The following is a 16,421-nucleotide window of genomic DNA, read 5'->3' on the forward strand; positions in this document are numbered from 1 at the left end:
TCCATGAGCATGTCTTCCTCCATCCCGACCATGGGCCGTTATCCTCTTTTGGACCGGGTAAACACACCGGCGGACATGAAGAATCTCTCCACCGAGCAGCTCCGCACATTAGCTGAGGAGTTACGGTCGGAGACGATTAACGCCGTCTCCACCACAGGGGGGCATTTAGGGGCCTCCCTTGGTGTGGTTGAGCTGACTGTGGCTCTCCATGCTGTGTTTAACACACCCGATGACCGCATTATCTGGGATGTTGGCCACCAAGCTTATCCGCATAAAATTCTCACAGGGCGGCGGCCGCAAATCCGCACTCTGCGCCAGCCGGGTGGTTTGTCCGGCTTTACCCGCCGCTCCGAAAGCCTTTACGATCCCTTTGGTGCAGCACATTCCTCCACCTCCATCTCCGCAGGGCTAGGGATGGCTGTGGCTCATCATCTTTATGCAGAGGATCATCCCGCTTATCGGGAGCGGAATGTTATTTCCATCATCGGGGATGGCTCTATCTCCGCCGGGATGGCTTATGAGGCCATGAATAATGCCGGGGCTATGGGGGGCAAAGGGGCAGAGCGTCTCATTGTCATCCTCAATGATAATGAGATGTCCATTGCGCCTCCTGTTGGGGCAATGTCCAATTATCTGACCCGGCTCATGTCCTCCCGCCGCTTCCTCACCTTGCGGGATTTAGCCGGTAAGCTTGCCAAACGCCTCCCCTCCAGCATTGAGCGGACCGCGAAACGTGCGGAAGAATATGCCCGTGGTATGATTACGGGCGGCACGCTGTTTGAGGAGCTTGGTTTTTATTATGTCGGCCCTGTTGATGGCCATGACATGAACCAACTTGTCCCGATTTTACGCAATCTTCGCGATGCCGAGAATAAAGGGCCGGTCCTCCTTCATGTCATCACAGAAAAGGGGCGTGGGTATAAGCCTGCCGAGTCCGCTGGTGATAAATATCATGCGGTTTCCCGCTTTAATGTCGAGACAGGTGAGCAGAAAAAAGGCCCTGCTGGCCCGCCATCTTATACCAATATCTTCTCCCGCGAGTTGCTGCACCGTGCCAAGCAGGATGAGAAGGTTGTAGCCATTACAGCGGCTATGCCCTCTGGCACGGGGCTCGACAAAATGGCCCAGCATTATCCAGAGCGTTATTTTGATGTCGGCATTGCAGAGCAACACGCTGTCACATTTGCTGCGGGTATGGCTAGCGAGGGGATGCGGCCTTTCTGTGCCATTTATTCCACCTTCCTCCAACGTGCTTATGACCAAGTCATGCATGATGTCGCCTTGCAGAATCTTCCAGTCCGTTTTGCGGTGGACCGTGCTGGGCTAGTCGGTGCGGATGGGGCAACCCATGCCGGGTCTTTCGACCTCAATTACCTCTGTTGCCTGCCTAATATGACTGTCATGGCCCCCTCTGATGAGGTGGAGCTTTTGCATATGACAGCCACCGCATGGGCGCATGATAGCGGACCGATTGCCCTACGCTACCCGCGTGGCTCCGGCTTAGGGCTAGACCTCCCAGAGGAAGGCCAGATTTTAGACATCGGCAAGGGGCGCATTGTTCGTGCCTCTGAGGGGGAAGGTGTGGCCATTCTCTCCCTCGGCACACGTTTGCAAGAGGCTCTTAAAGCCGCTGATACACTCGCTGCGGAAGGGATTGCGGTTACCGTAGCGGATGCTCGTTTTGCTAAGCCCGTTGATGGTGCCTTAATTGAGGCCCTCGCCCGCCAACATAAAGTATTCCTCACATTAGAGGAGGGCGCGCCCGGTGGCTTCAGTACGCAGGTGGTGGAACATCTCGCCGCAACGGGGTTGCTAGACCATGTACGCTTCCGCCCTATGGCGTTGCCTGATACATGGATCGACCACAACACGCCTGAGGCCCAATATGAAGAAGCTGGTCTTACAGCTCATCATATTGCTGAGCTGGCACGCCACGCTCTCGCTGGGAAGGCCAAAGCTTAATGGCCAAACGCCGTGCCGACCAGCTCCTTGTTGAGCGAGGATTGGTTGAAACACGCAGCCGCGCGCAAGCCTTCATCATGGCCGGGTTGGTCTATGCAGGGCCACACGGGGATAAGCCTGTCAAAAAAGCGGGAGACCAACTCCCCGAAGATATGGCTTTAACCCTTAAAGGGCAGGACCATCCATGGGTCTCGCGCGGGGGGCTGAAATTAGCACACGCCTTGGAGCATTTCCCCCTCTCCACAGAGGGGAAAATCGCCGTTGATGTAGGGGCCTCAACGGGTGGATTTACTGATGTTCTGCTCCAAAATGGGGCGGCGCGTGTTTATGCTGTCGATGTAGGCCATGGCCAACTCGCTTGGAAAATCCGCTCTGATGAGCGTGTTGTAGTGTTGGAGAAAACCAATGCCCGTCATCTCAGCAAAGAGCATATCCCAGAGGCCCCGGATATTATCGTTTGCGATGCCAGCTTTATTAGCCTCAAAACCGTGCTTGCCCCAGCCTTAGAGATGGCCAAACCCGGCGCATGGGCTGTTGCGCTCATCAAACCGCAATTTGAGGCCGGGCGTGCGGATGTTGGCCCTAAAGGGGTTGTGCGAGACCCGGCGGTGCATGAGCGCGTGTGCCAAGAGATTCACACTTGGTTTGCTGCCCTCCCCGGTTGGACGATTCTAGGCCTTGTCCCAAGCCCCATCACTGGGCCGGAGGGGAATAAAGAGTTCCTCATCGCTGCCCGTAAAAAGGCAGGCTAAACCGCCCGACTCCCCGTCAATTATCTGGCCCTTTCCGGCCCCTCCATGTTATGAGCCACCACCATGACTCACCCGGCCCCCTCCTCCCCGCTTGCCTCTGATGCTGTCGCTGCCCTCAATGAGAGTGAGCGCAAACGCATCGAGGCCAAATCCGCTCTCTTTGCCCCGCCTACCCCCATCACAGAAGATGGCCGCCGCGAGCTTGTTGGCCTCTCACGGGAGGAGCTGGCAGACGTGCTGGTCGAGATTGGGGAGAAACCCTTCCGCGCTAAACAGCTTTGGCATTGGATATATCATCAAGGTGTGACGGATTTCTCCCGCATGTCCACCATTGCCAAGCCCCTGCAAGCGAAGTTGGAGCAGCATTTCATCGTCGGTCGCCCCAGCGTGACGACTCAGCAGACCTCCAAGGACGATACGCGTAAGTTTCTCTTTCGCTTCCGTGATGGGCAAGAGGCCGAGACGGTTTACATCCCCGACCGGCGCGAGGACCGTGGTGCGGTGTGTATTTCCTCCCAAGTGGGATGCACGCTCTCTTGCAGCTTTTGCCATACAGGGACGCAAAAGCTCGTCCGTAATTTAGGAGCGGCGGAAATTGTCGGGCAATTTATGGCCGCACGGGATAGTTATGGGGAATGGCCCAGCCCCAAAGGTGACACGCCGCGTCTGCTCTCCACCATTGTGCTGATGGGTATGGGCGAGCCTCTTTATAATTATGAGAATGTTGCCAAAGCGATGAAAATCATCATGGATGGGGAAGGCATCGCCCTCTCCCGCCGGCGCATTACGCTCTCAACCTCTGGTGTGGTGCCGATGATGGATCGCTGTGGGGATGAGCTGGGGATTAACCTTGCCATCTCCCTTCATGCTGTCCGCAATGACCTTCGCGATCAACTTGTCCCGTTGAACCGAAGATACCCGATTGAGGAGCTTATCGCGGCATGCCATCGTTATCCTGCAGCCTCGAACTCCCGCCGCATCACCTTTGAATATATCATGATCCGCGATGTCAATGATAGCGATGCCGAAGCGCGGGAGTTAGTACGGCTCATCCGTGGGTTGCCCGCCAAGGTGAATCTCATCCCCTTTAACCCTTGGCCGGGGTCGGAGTTCCGCCCCTCTACGAGGGAGCGTTTGGCTAGTTTTGCCCAAATTGTAATGGATGCAGGCTATGCAGCCCCCATCCGTATGCCGCGCGGGAAGGATATTCTCGCCGCTTGTGGGCAGCTTAAAACCCAAAGTGAGCGGCAAAGACAGGCCCGGGCCACGCCTTAAAAGGCTAGCCTCTGGCCCAACGGCCTGACACCTGTTACAAGAGCGTTATCGCGTAACGACAGTTGGTTTCTGTTTTTTCAGCAGAGGATATAGAGCAATCATGGGCAAAGCCTCAGGCATTAAGAAAGTTGTTCTGGCTTATTCTGGCGGGTTGGATACATCAGTTATCCTCCGCTGGCTGCAAGAGCATTATGGCTGCGAGGTCGTCACCTTCACAGCGGACCTTGGCCAAGGTGAGGAGCTAGAGCCAGCTCGCCGTAAGGCTGAATCCCTCGGCGTAAAAGAGATTTTTGTTGAGGATTTGCGGGAGACCTTCGTTAAGGATTACGTCTTCCCCATGTTCCGCGCTAATACGGTGTATGAGGGGCAATATTTGCTCGGCACCTCCATTGCCCGTCCCCTCATCTCTAAACGGCAGATTGAGATTGCCGAGGCTGTGGGGGCTGATGCCGTAGCCCATGGGGCCACCGGCAAGGGGAATGACCAAGTCCGCTTCGAACTAGCTTATTACGCTCTTAAACCTGATGTAAAAGTCATCGCTCCTTGGCGGGAATGGGACCTAACCTCCCGCACGAAGCTGCTCGACTTCGCCGAGAAGAATCAAATCCCCGTCACAAAAGATAAGCGCGGTGAAGCTCCGTTCTCTGTCGATGCGAACCTGCTGCACTCCTCCTCTGAAGGGAAGATTCTGGAGGACCCCTCCCTCCCGCCTGATGAGATTGTCTTCCAACGCACAATCTCTCCAGAAGCTGCACCGGATAAAGCAACAGAAATCACCATCGACTTCAAACATGGTGACCCAGTCGCTATTAATGGTGAGGCCCTCTCCCCGGCTAACTTGCTGGCCCGCCTCAATGAGCTTGGCAAAGCTAACGGTATTGGTCGCCTTGATATTGTGGAAAACCGCTTTGTTGGCATGAAGTCCCGTGGGATTTACGAGACACCCGGTGGAACGATTCTGCTCCAAGCTCATCGCTCTATAGAATCCATCACGCTGGATCGTGAAGCTGCGCATCTCAAAGATAGCATCATGCCGCGCTATGCAGAGCTGATTTATAACGGCCTGTGGTTCTCCCCAGAGCGTCACATGCTCCAAGCCCTGATTGATAGCAGCCAGAAATCCGTTAATGGGCGCGTCCGGCTGAAGCTTTATAAAGGGAATGTCATCTGCGTGGGTCGGGAAAGCCCCGATAGCCTTTATGATGCCCGTGTTGTTACCTTTGAGGATGATGAAGGTGCCTATAATCAGGTCGATGCACAAGGCTTTATCCGCCTCAATGCGCTACGCTTGCGCTTGGGTGCGAATAAAGGGCGGCGCGGCGGCACCCCCTAAGCCATGTCCTTGTTGGTCGTCTTCATAGAGAGGCATTTTATGTCCCATTCCCTGCGTTCTTTCTTCCGTTATTTGCCAATATGTATCCTCGCGGGCCTTATTGGGCTGGCGGGCTGTGCAGGCAAACCAAAACAGGAATTAAGCCCTCAGCAGTTTATGGATCAGGTCTATAAACAACCCGGTGTGCATAAGCAGCCTGATGGTCTGGCCTATAAAATCCTAAAATCTGGCCCTAAAGATTCCCCTCACCCCCAAAAGGGGGGCACGATGATGATCATCTATGAAGGCCGCTTACCTGACGGTGGCATTTTTGATTCCTCAGAGATGCACACAGGGGCCGCTTATATGGAAATGCCCCTTGATGGTGTGATTGAGGGATGGATGGAGGGCCTCCCCCTTATGCGTGTTGGCGATGTGTGGGAGCTCTATGTACCGCCTAAATTAGGCTATGGTAAACGCTCCATGGGGGTTATCCCCCCCAATAGCCCGCTCATCTTCAAAATCCAGCTTCTCGGTGTTGAGGATGATGCAGGCTTACAATAATAAAGCCTATCCTTTATCAGCACCATAATGAGAGCTTTTGCCGCCCCCTTCCATACCAAGCGGGGCGGCTTTTATCGTCTCCTCCCCCTTTTTTAATTCAGGACCATGCTCATGCAGCGCGTTTTCTCAGGGATTCAACCGACAGGTATCCCCCATCTTGGTAATTATCTTGGGGCCATTCGTAACTGGGTTACCTTGCAAAAGGACCATGATTGCCTCTTTTGCCTCGTGGATATGCACTCCCTCACCATGCCATGGTCACCAGAAGCTTTGCGGGAGCAGACCTTAGCCTCCACCGCCTGCTTACTCGCCTCTGGCATCGACCCAACCCGCCTTTACAATCAATCTGCCGTTAGTGCCCATGCACGGCTAGGCTGGATTTTTAACTGCGTCTCCCGCCTTGGTTGGCTAAACCGCATGACGCAATTTAAGGATAAAGCGGGAAAGAATCGCGAGAATCACTCCGCAGGGCTTTATGTCTATCCCAACCTTATGGCGGCCGATATTCTCGCCTTCCATGCTACGCGCGTGCCTGTAGGGGACGACCAACGCCAACATCTGGAATTAGCTAACGATATTGGCCAAAAGTTTAATCATGACATGGGCGTTGAGTTCTTCCCACAAATTGAGCCTCTCATCCCCCCCCATGCTGCCCGTGTGATGAGCTTACGCGATGGCAGTAAGAAGATGTCCAAGTCCGACCCATCGGCCCAAAGCCGCATTGTGCTGAATGACACAGCGGACGAAATTGCGCAGAAAATCCGCAAAGCCCGTACCGATGCAGAGCCTTTACCAAGCGAGGAAGCGGGGCTAGAGGGCCGCGCAGAAGCCCGTAATTTGCTGACCATCTATGCTGCTATGTCCAACACATCCTTAGCGGATGTCCTAAACCAATTTGCAGGCCAAGGCTTTGGGACCTTTAAGCAAGCCTTAGCGGACCTGTTGGTAGAGACACTAGCCCCCGTTGCGGAGGAAACGCGCCGCCTGATGGATGATAAGGGCCATCTTCTCAATGTATTGCGCCAAGGGGCAGACCGGGCCCGCGCCGTGTCTGAACCGATTGTCAGTGAGGCGGAAAAACTCGTAGGCTTCCTACGTTAAGACCGCCGCTTACTCATGAGCACGTAGCTCATCTAGTGGGGTCTCCATCAAAGCTAGAACCTGCTTTGCCGCTGCCATAGCGGGGAGATCCCCTTCGGGGGCCTGTAACATAGCCAGCACGGTACCAAAGGCCTCTTGCTGAGCCTTACGCTTGGCCTCATCTGTGAGCAGGGCCGTTACTTCCTCGGCTAATTTCTGCGGTGTGCAATTATGTTGCACTAACTCCGGCACGATCTCCCGCCCGGCAAGAATATTCACAATCGAGATATATGGCACTTTGAGCAAGAACCGCCCCAACACAGCAGAGAGCGGATTGACCTTATACGTCACCGCCATCGGCACGCCTCCAATGGCGAGCTCCAAAGTCGAGGTGCCAGATTTTGTTAAAGCACAATCTGCCGCGCGGAAGGCGTCATGCTTATCCTCCGTATCCGTCACAATAGAGGGATGAACAGCCCAATGCCGCACCATCTTCCGCACGAGGGGGGCCATGCCTGATGTCGCTGGGATAACCGGCTGGAGGTCTGGAAATTGCTTATATAAAAGCTCTAACGTCTTTTCAAAAACAGGCAGTAATTTCGGCACCTCGGAGGCACGACTACCCGGCATAAGCAGCAAAACCGGGCTCTCTGGCCTAAGGTCATGGCGTTTATAAAAACGCTCTGGCCGACCATGTGGCACGCCCGATTGCAAAATGGGATGCCCTACAAAATGAGCATGAAAGCCCCGCTCAGCAAACCATGTTGGCTCAAAGGGGAAGAGGCAAAGCAAACTATCCCATAGCCCACGATAATGCTTCACCCGCTTTTCCTGCCATGCCCAGACTTGAGGGGCAACGTAATGCAATCGCCGCACCTTCAGCCGCCTCACGCGGCGCAGGAGACGGAACGCAAAACCGGGACTATCAATCGTAATGACAATATCAGGGCGGCGGAGTTCAATATCCTGCTCTGCCTCCACCAAGCGTTGCGAAAGCAAACGCAACCGCGGGAGGACCTCCATAAACCCCATCACTGTGAGGTCTTCCATCGGGAAAAGGCTGCGGAGGCCACGCGCCTCCATCCGCCCTCCCCCTACGCCTGCGAAAACCAACATCGGGTCTATCCGATGCAGAGCCTGCATCAAACGTGCCCCGATGCTATCGCCACTCGGCTCCCCCGCGAGAATCCAGATGACACGGCCATGCTGGTAAAGGGGGACATCACCTTCTACAGGAGGGCCCGCATCTACCATAATTTCCGCTCCCTTCGTCTCGTGTGACGCTGTGGCTTAGCGGCGCAATGTCGCGCCAGTCGCTTTATGGACGGCCGCCTCCACCGCAGCCATAACACCCTCAAGCTGTGCGTCTGTCAGGCTCTCTTTTTGTGGTTGAAGAACAACCTCCACCCCCAAAGAGCGTTGACCTTTAGGCACGGTTCCACCTTCAAAAATATCAAAAAGCCGAACATCAGTAATCAATTTACGATCCGCCATACGTACGGCTTTAAGCACATCTTGAATCTGCACCGCCTTATCAGCAAGGAAGGCAAAATCCCGCCGTACAGGCTGCAAAGCCGATAAGGCTGGCGCGGCTTTGCGCTTCATCTTCGGCAGGGGCACCGCTGCGACATTTAGCTCAAACAGAGCCACGGTCCCACTCAAGCCGAAATGACGTGCCACACGGGGATGCAGCTCCCCAAAACGACCAAGAACAAGCTTCGGCCCCTGCCGCACCACACCGGAGCGTCCCGGATGATAATAGTCTGGTGCATCGGCTGTGCAGCTTAAAGACGCCTCTGCCATGCCAAGAGTGAGTAGAGCCGACCATAAATCAGCCTTGGCCTCCATCCATGAGGGCTCCTCAGCCACATGGCCGGGGGCGCGTGCGCTCACCCCACCACGCACACCAGCAAGGATAAGGCGGTCCCCCTCCTGCCCGAAGCACGGCCCAAGCTCGAAGAAGGCAGCATCGCCCGCAAAGCCCTGCCCATGAGCAATATTACGCCCTAGCGCCCGCAGCAGATTAATAACCGGCGTGGGACGAAGCTGGTTGAGGTCCGTTGCAATCGGGTTTAGCAAGCGGTCTTGCTCCCGCCCCTCCTCAAACAAAGCGGCATCTTGGTCTGACACAAAGGAGAAGCCAACAGTCTCCATCAAGCCCCGGCCTGCACAAAGGCGGCGTAAGAGTGCAGCGCGGCTTTGCTCTGCCGTCACCGCAGCGGGGGGGACCATATGAGGTTGTGGCAGGGGCTGAGCGGGGACCTCATCCAACCCTCTGATGCGCAAGACTTCCTCAACAAGGTCTGCTTCCGCTTCCATCTGCGTAACATGGGCAGCAGCACGTTCTGCAACGCTTTTATCCAGACTATGCGCCTGTGCAAGGACCCGACCAGAGGCCACATCATTGCGCCATGATGGAACGGAAAAGACAGCCTGGCCCTCCCCCCGCTCTTTCACCTCAAAGCCTAAAGCCTCAAGAATCATCACGGCCTTATCCGCATCAATCTCCAACCCGCCAAGCGTCGCAAGCCGTGCAAAGCGCAGAGTAGCTGTACGCTGCCAGTCTGGCTCCGCTCCGGCTTCGGTCACCTCACTCGGTATGCCACCGCATAGCTCGACAATTAACGAAGTTGCAGCCTCTAGCCCTGTGCGTACCAAAGCGGGGTCCACCCCACGCTCAAAACGATAGCGAGCATCAGTCTGCACCCCAAGGCGACGGCCTGTCAGGGCAATGCGTACGGGGTCGAACAAAGCGGATTCAACAAAAACATCCGTTGTGTCATCCGTAACCGCGCTGGTCTCACCGCCAATAATACCGGCAAGGGACTGCACCCCGGCTTCATCAGCAATCACAAGGTCATGCGTACCAAGGACATAATCCTGCCCATCTAGCGCACGAAACTGCTCCCGCGTGGCAGAGGTGAGCAGTAATCTGTTCCCTTTTAAACGGTTCGCATCAAAGACATGCAGCGGGCGGCCCACATGCATCATCAAATAATTTGTAATATCAACTAACGCTGATTGGGAGCGTAGCCCGACGCTCTCTAACCGCTGCTTGAGCCAAGCCGGACTTGGGCCATTCCTCACACCGCGAATCAAACGCCCTGTAACATATGGGCAAGCGGGATGGTCCAACACCCACTGGATAGGGCTCGCCCCCTCGCTCTCCACCGTAGGGACAAGCCATGGCTTAAAATGCCCTAGCCCCGCCGCTGCGAGGTCCCGCGCGATACCGCGTACACTCAACGCATCCCCCCGGTTGGGAGTAATGCCAATCTCTATTACCGGGTCGTCCAGCTTGGCATGACGGACATAATCCACCCCAAGAGGCGTACCCTCTGGCAATTCGGCAATGCCATCAGAGTCCTCACCAATGCCAAGCTCTCGTAAGGAGCAGAGCATCCCATTGCTGAGCTGCCCCCGAATCTTGCCGGGTTTAATCGTGATATCACTACCGGGAATATAAGTGCCCGGTGGAGCAAAAATAACATGCAGCCCCGTACGCGCATTTGGCGCACCACAAACGACCTGAACCTCCTCATACCCCTCGCCTGCTGTCACGCGGCATAGCTGGAGGCGGTCGGCATCAGGATGGCGCGTGGCCTCCACAATCTTTGCCGTGCGGAAGCCTGATAAACGCTCTGTCGGGTCATCAACCGATTCAACCTCAAGGCCGATACGGTTTAATGTTGCGCAAATCTCCTCCAAAGAGGCTGTAAAATCGAGATGCTCCCGCAACCATGAGAGTGAAAACTTCATGTTACAAGCCCTCCGTCAAAGTCGCTGGGGATAAAGCTGAGAAGCCATAATGACGCAACCAGCGTAAATCGCTCTCATAAAAAGAGCGTAGGTCAGCAATGCCGTTCTTCAACATAGCGAGCCGCTCAATGCCCATACCAAAGGCAAAGCCTTGCCATTCTGCCGGGTCCAGCCCGCAATTGCTCAGCACACGGGCATGGACCATCCCCGCCCCCAAGACTTCCAGCCAATCCGCGCCTGCACCAATAGCCCCAGTCTCGCGCGACCACCCAATATCAATCTCCATAGAAGGCTCGGTAAAGGGGAAATACGAGGCCCGGAAGCGCACTGGCAAATCAGGCTGATTAAAAAAGGCCCGCAAGAACTCGGTCAGGCATCCTTTTAAATGGCCAAGGGTAATGCCCTTCTCAATCACCAAACCTTCACATTGATGGAACATCGGGGAATGGGTGGCATCATGGTCGGCACGGTAAGTCCGCCCCGGGGCAATGATGCGGATAGGTGGTTTTTCCTGCAACATGGTACGCACCTGCACGCCAGAGGTCTGCGTCCTTAAAACACGCAGCTCCTCCTCACCCTCTAGGGCAGGAAGGTAGAATGTATCTTGCTCCGTCCGCGCGGGGTGGTGCTTTGGCGTATTCAGGGCTGAGAAATTATGCCACTGGCTCTCAACATCCGGCCCTTCTGCTAGATGAAAGCCCATAGCCCCAAAAATGGTTGTAATTTCCTCAATCGTACGGCTGATGGGATGAATCAACCCTACCGGGGCCGTAGGGGTAGGTTGCGTAATATCCACCGTCTCCTCAGCTAAACGCTGCTGGAGAGCCAAAGCCTCAATCTCTCGTCCGCGTTGCTCAATAAGATGTGTCAACTCATCCCGCAGACGGTTAAGAGCCTGCCCGCGCTCTTTACGCTCCTCATGCGAGAAGGAACCAAGCTGACGCAACAGACCAGTTAGCGTCCCAGACCGCCCCAATGTACCCACCCGCACAGCATCCCACTCACTATGTGTGCTGGCACGCTGCAAGGCTGCGATTGTGTCATTCTTTAGATTTTCAAGGTCGTTGGCCATAGCCTGTCCTTCACCCTCTACGAGCTGTTTCAAAGAGTTTTCCCGTCCCTGTTGGGGCAAAAAATCTCTGAAGCAGCTTGTAAGAAAAACGGGCTGCCCCGACTTAATCAGAGCAGCCCGCTAATCATTACGTTCCCGCCCCTCCCTCGCATGTAAGGGGCTAGCGGGACGGCTCTTAATTAGAGAGCCGCCTGAGCTTTGCGCACAATCTCAGCAAAAGCAGCTGCATCATCATAGGCGATTGCTGCAAGGACCTTACGGTCAATCTCAATCCCAGCCTTATTAAGGCCATTGATGAAGCGGCTATAGGTCAACCCATGCTCACGCACGGCTGCGCTGATGCGCTGAATCCACAAAGAACGGAACTCACGCTTTTTATTGCGGCGGTCACGATAAGCGTAACGCAGGGCCTTCTCGACCCGCTCCAACGCGATGCGGTAATTGGTGGAAGAACGCCCGCGATAGCCTTTAGCGAGGTCAAGAACCTTTTTATGACGGGCGTGGGTGGTCGTACCCCGTTTAACACGTGCCATGGTCGTTTATCTCCTTATGACAGCCCGTAGGGTGCCCACTGTTTGATGGTGCGTGCATCCATATCCGTCATAACCTGCGGACCACGGTTGCTACGTTTCATCTTCTGCGGACGGTTAATCAGGCCATGGCGTTTGTTACCCGGACCACACGTTACCTTACCGGTCGCGGTGATCTTGAACCGCTTTTTGACCGAAGACTTCGTCTTCATTTTGGGCATTTTTATCTCCTTACAATTCAGCCGCTCTCTCTGTCATTTACATGGTCAAAGAGAACTTACACGGCCAGGCATGCCTCATCATCGGCCCGGACGCGTGTACAACCTCCCGCGCTTATAGGGGCAACTGCGCCCCTCCTCAAGGGGAAAATATGTTTTTCTCACCCCTGCACACGAAACCCTCCAAAAAATGTGAAGATTATGACAAAGCTGCCTACAACCGCTCATTTTATTGCACTTAGATGCTTGACCCCGAACCCCTTCCCTGTGCTTTAAGACAAATGAAGGATGGCCCATGCAGACAAACCGCAAGGGCCATATTATATAGGTCACCTAAACCTTAACCTTTTTTTGAGGCTTGTCCATGTCCTCCACACCCCATACGGGGGGAATCTGGACCCGTTTGGTTGCCATTGCGATGGCACTTGTTGGTCTGCTGCTCATTGTAGGAGGGATTTATTCCCTCTGCGTAGGCGGCCCCCTTTATTATCTCCTAAGCGGGTTGGGTATTTTACTCAGCGCGTTTTATCTCTTTAAGCGACACCCCATTGCCCTTGCCATTTATGCCATTGTGCTATTTGGCACTATCATTTGGGCTCTTTGTGTCGTTGGGCTTGATTTCTGGAGCTTAGTACCCCGCCTTGATGTCGTACTCATCATCGGTGTTGTGCTGCTTCTGCCCTTTGTTCGGCGTCCTTTAGCGGCCAATCATCTCGCAACGGGGCCGCTTGGCCTTGGCGTTGTATTGGCGGCTTTGGCGTTGATTGTCTCCGCCTTTATGGACCCGCATAACATCAACGGCTCCTTACCGACCGAGCATGTTAATGCCAGCCCAGCAAACCCGGAGAATGTTCCCGATAATGACTGGCCTGCTTATGCGCGTACGCAGGATGGTAACCATTGGTCTCCGCTAGACCAAATCAATACCCAGAACGTCAATAAGCTCAAAGTCGCATGGATTATGCGTACAGGGGATGTGCTGGATAAATCCCGCGACCCCGGTGAAGCCACGAATGAGGCCACGCCGCTTGAGTTCGATAACACGCTCTACTTCTGCTCGCTGCATCAAAAGGTCTTCGCGGTTGATGCTGTAACAGGGAAGACGAAATGGGTGTTTGACCCCAAAATTAACGTCAACCCAACCTTCCAGCATTTAACATGCCGTGGGGTGAGTGCGCATACAACACCCGCTAATGCTCTTGATAGTGATGGCCAGCCTGTTGCAACGACCGATTGTGCAAAACGCATTATCGCCATGGTTAATGATGGCCGTATTGTCGAGATTGATGCCCAAACGGGGCAAGTGTGCCACGGCTTTGGGAAAGATGGGCAAGTAGACCTTCGCTTCTCCCACCAACCTTACACAACTATTGGTGAATATGCGCCAACCTCCCCGCCAGTCGTTACCGATAAGCTGATTATCGTTAATAGTGCAGTACGGGATAATGGTTCCGTTCAGCAGCCTTCTGGCGCGACACGCGCTTATGATGTCTATACAGGCAAACTTGTTTGGGTGTTTGATGCCGCAAACCCAGACCCCAACGAAATGCCTAGCGAGGAGCATCCGCACTTCCATCCCAACTCCCCCAACTCTTGGTCCGTATCCTCTTACGACAAGGCGTTGAACATCGTATACATCCCCATGGGTGTTGGCACGCCTGACCAATGGGGTGGATATCGTGATAAAGATGCCGAGCGTTATCCGCCGGGGATTATTGCCCTTAATGCTGATACGGGGAAATTAGTTTGGTCCTACCAGACCGTCCATCATGACCTTTGGGATATGGATGTTTCTGCCCAGCCTAATTTGGTTGACATCACGCAGAAAGATGGAAGCCTTGTGCCAGCCATCTATGTTCCTACTAAGAGTGGCGATATTTTTGTGCTGGACCGCCGTACGGGTACGCCTATCGTCCCTGTGGCTGAAAAGCCCGCCCCCGGTGGTGCTGCGACTGGCGATTATACAAGCCCCACTCAGCCTCATTCCGAGCTGAACCTACGGCCTAAGAATCCTCTCTCTGACCGTGATATGTGGGGGGCTACCATCCTAGACCAAATGGTATGTAGCATTTACTTCCATAGTCTGCGTTATGAGGGCCCCTACACGCCACCATCTACCCAAGGGACATTGGTCTTCCCCGGGGACCTCGGTATGTTCGAGTGGGGTGGCCTTGCTGTGGACCCACGGCGTGAGGTGGCCTTTACAAACCCCATCTCCATCCCGTTTGTCTCAACGCTCGTTCCGCGTGGGCCGGGTAACCCCCGTTGGCCAGACCCGAACCAAAAGAAAGCCGGTAGTGGTGGTGAGACCGGGATTCAGCCTAATTATGGGATTCCCTACGCCATTAACCTCCATCCCTTCCTAGACCCACTCTTACTGAAGATTGGTTTGCCGGTCCCTTGCCGCATGCCGCCTTGGGGTGAAATTGCAGGGATTGATATGCGGACAAACAAGGTTGTTTGGCGGCACCGTAATGGGACATTGCGGGACTCCTTGCATGGCTCTGCTCTGCCCATACCGCTACCGCCTATCAAAATCGGCGTGCCAAGCTTGGGTGGGCCACTTGCTACGGCAGGGAATCTGGCCTTCCTTACCTCCGCGCAGGACTATTATATCCGCGCTTATGACATGACGACTGGCCATGTCATTTGGAAGGACCGTCTCCCTGCTGGGGCGCAATCCTCCCCTATGACGTACCGCATTAATGGGCGGCAATATATTGTCACCTATGCTGGTGGTCATGGCTCTTTTCTGAGCAAAATGGGTGATTACCTTATCGCCTATGCTTTGCCAGAAGACGACAATAAAAAATAATGGTCTGATATAGGCTATTATTACATATAAGAAGGGAAGCTCCTTAGCGGGGGCTTCCCTTTTTTATAAACATCATTCACTTCTTAAAGAAGAATACTAACAGATAGTAATATCCTTGGGTAATTATTAAAAAATGACATAGAGGTCACTATCACCCTCTTACAGTTTTGTATAAAGTACGGATAGTCAGTTCCATCCTCTTTTAAAAGGAAACACTCTCATGACCTTTCGCCGTATGGCCGCCTTTACTCTTATCGCTGGTGCCCTAACAAGCCAAGTGGCTCTTGCTGCTACCCCTGCCCCCCATGGAAAGACTCATCCTTGCCGTAATGAAAAAGGGCAGTTTGCAAAATGCGAGAAGCCAAAAGCAAAGCCTTGCCGTAATGAGAAAGGTCAATTTGCAAAATGTAACGGTAAAAAAGCAGCAAAACCTGCCGTTACCGACGCTGCAAAAGACAACGTAAATCCGATGAAATCTGACATGCCTGCACCAAATGCGGCTGAGCCTGCAGCCCCAGCCGCGCAATAAGCAGAAGCTCCTGTAATCTCTGACCTAAAAAAGGGCCCTCTGGTACATCTGCCAGAGGGCCCTTTTCCATTATAACGTCAATGACCGTATATTATGCTAAAGCTCTTTGGCGAATAGAGTGCGCCATAGCCTCCACCCCATTACCACGATTAGCCGATAGAGCCTTTACCAAGCCAAGGTCATGCAAAAAGGAGGACGGAGTGGCTAAAATCTCCTCCCGTGTACGACCAGAATAGACGTGTAATAATAAAGCCACTAGCCCTTGCACAATCGCAGCATCGGAGGCCCCTGCAAAAAATAAACGACCATCGCGCTCCTCTGCCTCTAACCATACTTGGCTTTGGCAACCCGGTATCCGATGAGCATCATCTTGCCACTCTTGCGGGAAGGCTGGGATTTTGCGCCCTAATTCGATGATATATTGGTAACGCTCCATCCAGTCATCAAAGAGAGCTAACTCATCCCCAATCGCTGCAATGGCATCCGCAGCGGTCTCTCCCTGCGCTTGGACAAAGCAGGATGTGTGATGAACCATGCTTTTACCCCCCTCTAA

The 16,421-nt window shown here is 54.2% G+C and carries 14 protein-coding genes; 8 read left to right on the forward strand and 6 right to left on the reverse strand.

All coding sequences use genetic code 11. From position 1 onward, the window contains the following. The first annotated feature begins 3 nt into the window (after positions 1–3). The 6 genes from dxs to trpS all read left to right on the forward strand — a co-directional run bounded on the left by dxs (position 4) and on the right by trpS (position 6,966). Positions 4–1,962 carry a 1-deoxy-D-xylulose-5-phosphate synthase gene (dxs, locus tag GM557_RS06375; RefSeq protein WP_155573567.1) on the forward strand — a complete coding sequence of 653 codons (1,959 nt, stop codon included), beginning with the start codon at positions 4–6 and terminating at the stop codon, positions 1,960–1,962. After that, a complete protein-coding gene (locus GM557_RS06380; protein WP_155573568.1) occupies positions 1,962–2,714 on the forward strand; it encodes a TlyA family RNA methyltransferase in 753 nt (250 codons plus the stop codon). Before dxs ends, GM557_RS06380 begins: the two co-directional genes overlap by 1 nt. Positions 2,715–2,777: 63 nt before the next feature. Continuing rightward, a complete protein-coding gene (rlmN, locus tag GM557_RS06385; protein WP_155573569.1) occupies positions 2,778–3,989 on the forward strand; it encodes a 23S rRNA (adenine(2503)-C(2))-methyltransferase RlmN in 1,212 nt (403 codons plus the stop codon). A gap of 100 nt (positions 3,990–4,089) precedes the next feature. Next, positions 4,090–5,322, forward strand: coding sequence for an argininosuccinate synthase (locus GM557_RS06390; protein WP_155573570.1), 1,233 nt, complete (start codon positions 4,090–4,092; stop codon positions 5,320–5,322). Positions 5,323–5,373: 51 nt separating this feature from the next. Continuing rightward, a complete protein-coding gene (locus tag GM557_RS06395; protein WP_370513453.1) occupies positions 5,374–5,865 on the forward strand; it encodes an FKBP-type peptidyl-prolyl cis-trans isomerase in 492 nt (163 codons plus the stop codon). Positions 5,866–5,976: 111 nt separating this feature from the next. After that, positions 5,977–6,966 carry a tryptophan--tRNA ligase gene (gene trpS, locus GM557_RS06400; protein WP_099027028.1) on the forward strand — a complete coding sequence of 330 codons (990 nt, stop codon included), beginning with the start codon at positions 5,977–5,979 and terminating at the stop codon, positions 6,964–6,966. Between the two features lie 9 nt (positions 6,967–6,975). On the opposite strand, the gene lpxB is transcribed toward trpS, so the two are convergent. From lpxB to rpmI, 5 genes are all read right to left on the reverse strand, one after another. After that, positions 6,976–8,199, reverse strand: coding sequence for a lipid-A-disaccharide synthase (gene lpxB, locus GM557_RS06405; protein WP_155573571.1), 1,224 nt, complete (start codon positions 8,197–8,199; stop codon positions 6,976–6,978). Between the two features lie 36 nt (positions 8,200–8,235). Beyond that, positions 8,236–10,704, reverse strand: coding sequence for a phenylalanine--tRNA ligase subunit beta (pheT, locus tag GM557_RS06410; protein WP_155573572.1), 2,469 nt, complete (start codon positions 10,702–10,704; stop codon positions 8,236–8,238). Between the two features lies 1 nt (position 10,705). Then, positions 10,706–11,776 carry a phenylalanine--tRNA ligase subunit alpha gene (pheS, locus tag GM557_RS06415; RefSeq protein WP_155573573.1) on the reverse strand — a complete coding sequence of 357 codons (1,071 nt, stop codon included), beginning with the start codon at positions 11,774–11,776 and terminating at the stop codon, positions 10,706–10,708. A gap of 179 nt (positions 11,777–11,955) precedes the next feature. Continuing rightward, entirely contained in the window at positions 11,956–12,309 is a 354-nt protein-coding gene (gene rplT / locus GM557_RS06420; protein ID WP_099026755.1) for a 50S ribosomal protein L20, read from the reverse strand. A 14-nt stretch (positions 12,310–12,323) separates the two neighbouring features. Further along, the gene (gene rpmI, locus GM557_RS06425; RefSeq protein ID WP_099026756.1) at positions 12,324–12,527 is read right to left on the reverse strand and encodes a 50S ribosomal protein L35; all 204 of its coding nucleotides are present in this window, start codon (positions 12,525–12,527) and stop codon (positions 12,324–12,326) included. A 361-nt stretch (positions 12,528–12,888) separates the two neighbouring features. On the opposite strand from rpmI, the gene GM557_RS06430 reads away from it, so the two are divergent. Then, positions 12,889–15,339 carry a membrane-bound PQQ-dependent dehydrogenase, glucose/quinate/shikimate family gene (locus GM557_RS06430; RefSeq protein ID WP_155573574.1) on the forward strand — a complete coding sequence of 817 codons (2,451 nt, stop codon included), beginning with the start codon at positions 12,889–12,891 and terminating at the stop codon, positions 15,337–15,339. A 220-nt stretch (positions 15,340–15,559) separates the two neighbouring features. Next, positions 15,560–15,868, forward strand: coding sequence for a hypothetical protein (locus tag GM557_RS06435; RefSeq protein WP_155573575.1), 309 nt, complete (start codon positions 15,560–15,562; stop codon positions 15,866–15,868). Between the two features lie 91 nt (positions 15,869–15,959). Here the strand turns inward: GM557_RS06435 and GM557_RS06440 are convergent, their stop codons facing one another. Then, the gene (locus GM557_RS06440) at positions 15,960–16,403 is read right to left on the reverse strand and encodes a SufE family protein (RefSeq protein WP_155573576.1); all 444 of its coding nucleotides are present in this window, start codon (positions 16,401–16,403) and stop codon (positions 15,960–15,962) included. Positions 16,404–16,421: the final 18 nt, after the last annotated feature.

It is taken from the genome of Bombella sp. ESL0385, assembly GCF_009725755.1.
Taxonomy (GTDB): domain Bacteria; phylum Pseudomonadota; class Alphaproteobacteria; order Acetobacterales; family Acetobacteraceae; genus Bombella; species Bombella pollinis.

Excerpts from the sequence above, each read along its gene's own strand:
- dxs (WP_155573567.1), top strand. The coding sequence starts at position 4 with ATGAGCATGTCTTCCTCCATCCCGACCATGGGCCGTTATCCTCTTTTG.
- GM557_RS06380 (WP_155573568.1), top strand. The coding sequence starts at position 1,962 with ATGGCCAAACGCCGTGCCGACCAGCTCCTTGTTGAGCGAGGATTGGTT.
- rlmN (WP_155573569.1), top strand. The coding sequence starts at position 2,778 with ATGACTCACCCGGCCCCCTCCTCCCCGCTTGCCTCTGATGCTGTCGCT.
- GM557_RS06390 (WP_155573570.1), top strand. The coding sequence starts at position 4,090 with ATGGGCAAAGCCTCAGGCATTAAGAAAGTTGTTCTGGCTTATTCTGGC.
- trpS (WP_099027028.1), top strand. The coding sequence starts at position 5,977 with ATGCAGCGCGTTTTCTCAGGGATTCAACCGACAGGTATCCCCCATCTT.
- lpxB (WP_155573571.1), bottom strand. The coding sequence starts at position 8,199 with ATGGTAGATGCGGGCCCTCCTGTAGAAGGTGATGTCCCCCTTTACCAG.
- pheT (WP_155573572.1), bottom strand. The coding sequence starts at position 10,704 with ATGAAGTTTTCACTCTCATGGTTGCGGGAGCATCTCGATTTTACAGCC.
- pheS (WP_155573573.1), bottom strand. The coding sequence starts at position 11,776 with ATGGCCAACGACCTTGAAAATCTAAAGAATGACACAATCGCAGCCTTG.
- rplT (WP_099026755.1), bottom strand. The coding sequence starts at position 12,309 with ATGGCACGTGTTAAACGGGGTACGACCACCCACGCCCGTCATAAAAAG.
- rpmI (WP_099026756.1), bottom strand. The coding sequence starts at position 12,527 with ATGCCCAAAATGAAGACGAAGTCTTCGGTCAAAAAGCGGTTCAAGATC.
- GM557_RS06430 (WP_155573574.1), top strand. The coding sequence starts at position 12,889 with ATGTCCTCCACACCCCATACGGGGGGAATCTGGACCCGTTTGGTTGCC.
- GM557_RS06435 (WP_155573575.1), top strand. The coding sequence starts at position 15,560 with ATGACCTTTCGCCGTATGGCCGCCTTTACTCTTATCGCTGGTGCCCTA.
- GM557_RS06440 (WP_155573576.1), bottom strand. The coding sequence starts at position 16,403 with ATGGTTCATCACACATCCTGCTTTGTCCAAGCGCAGGGAGAGACCGCT.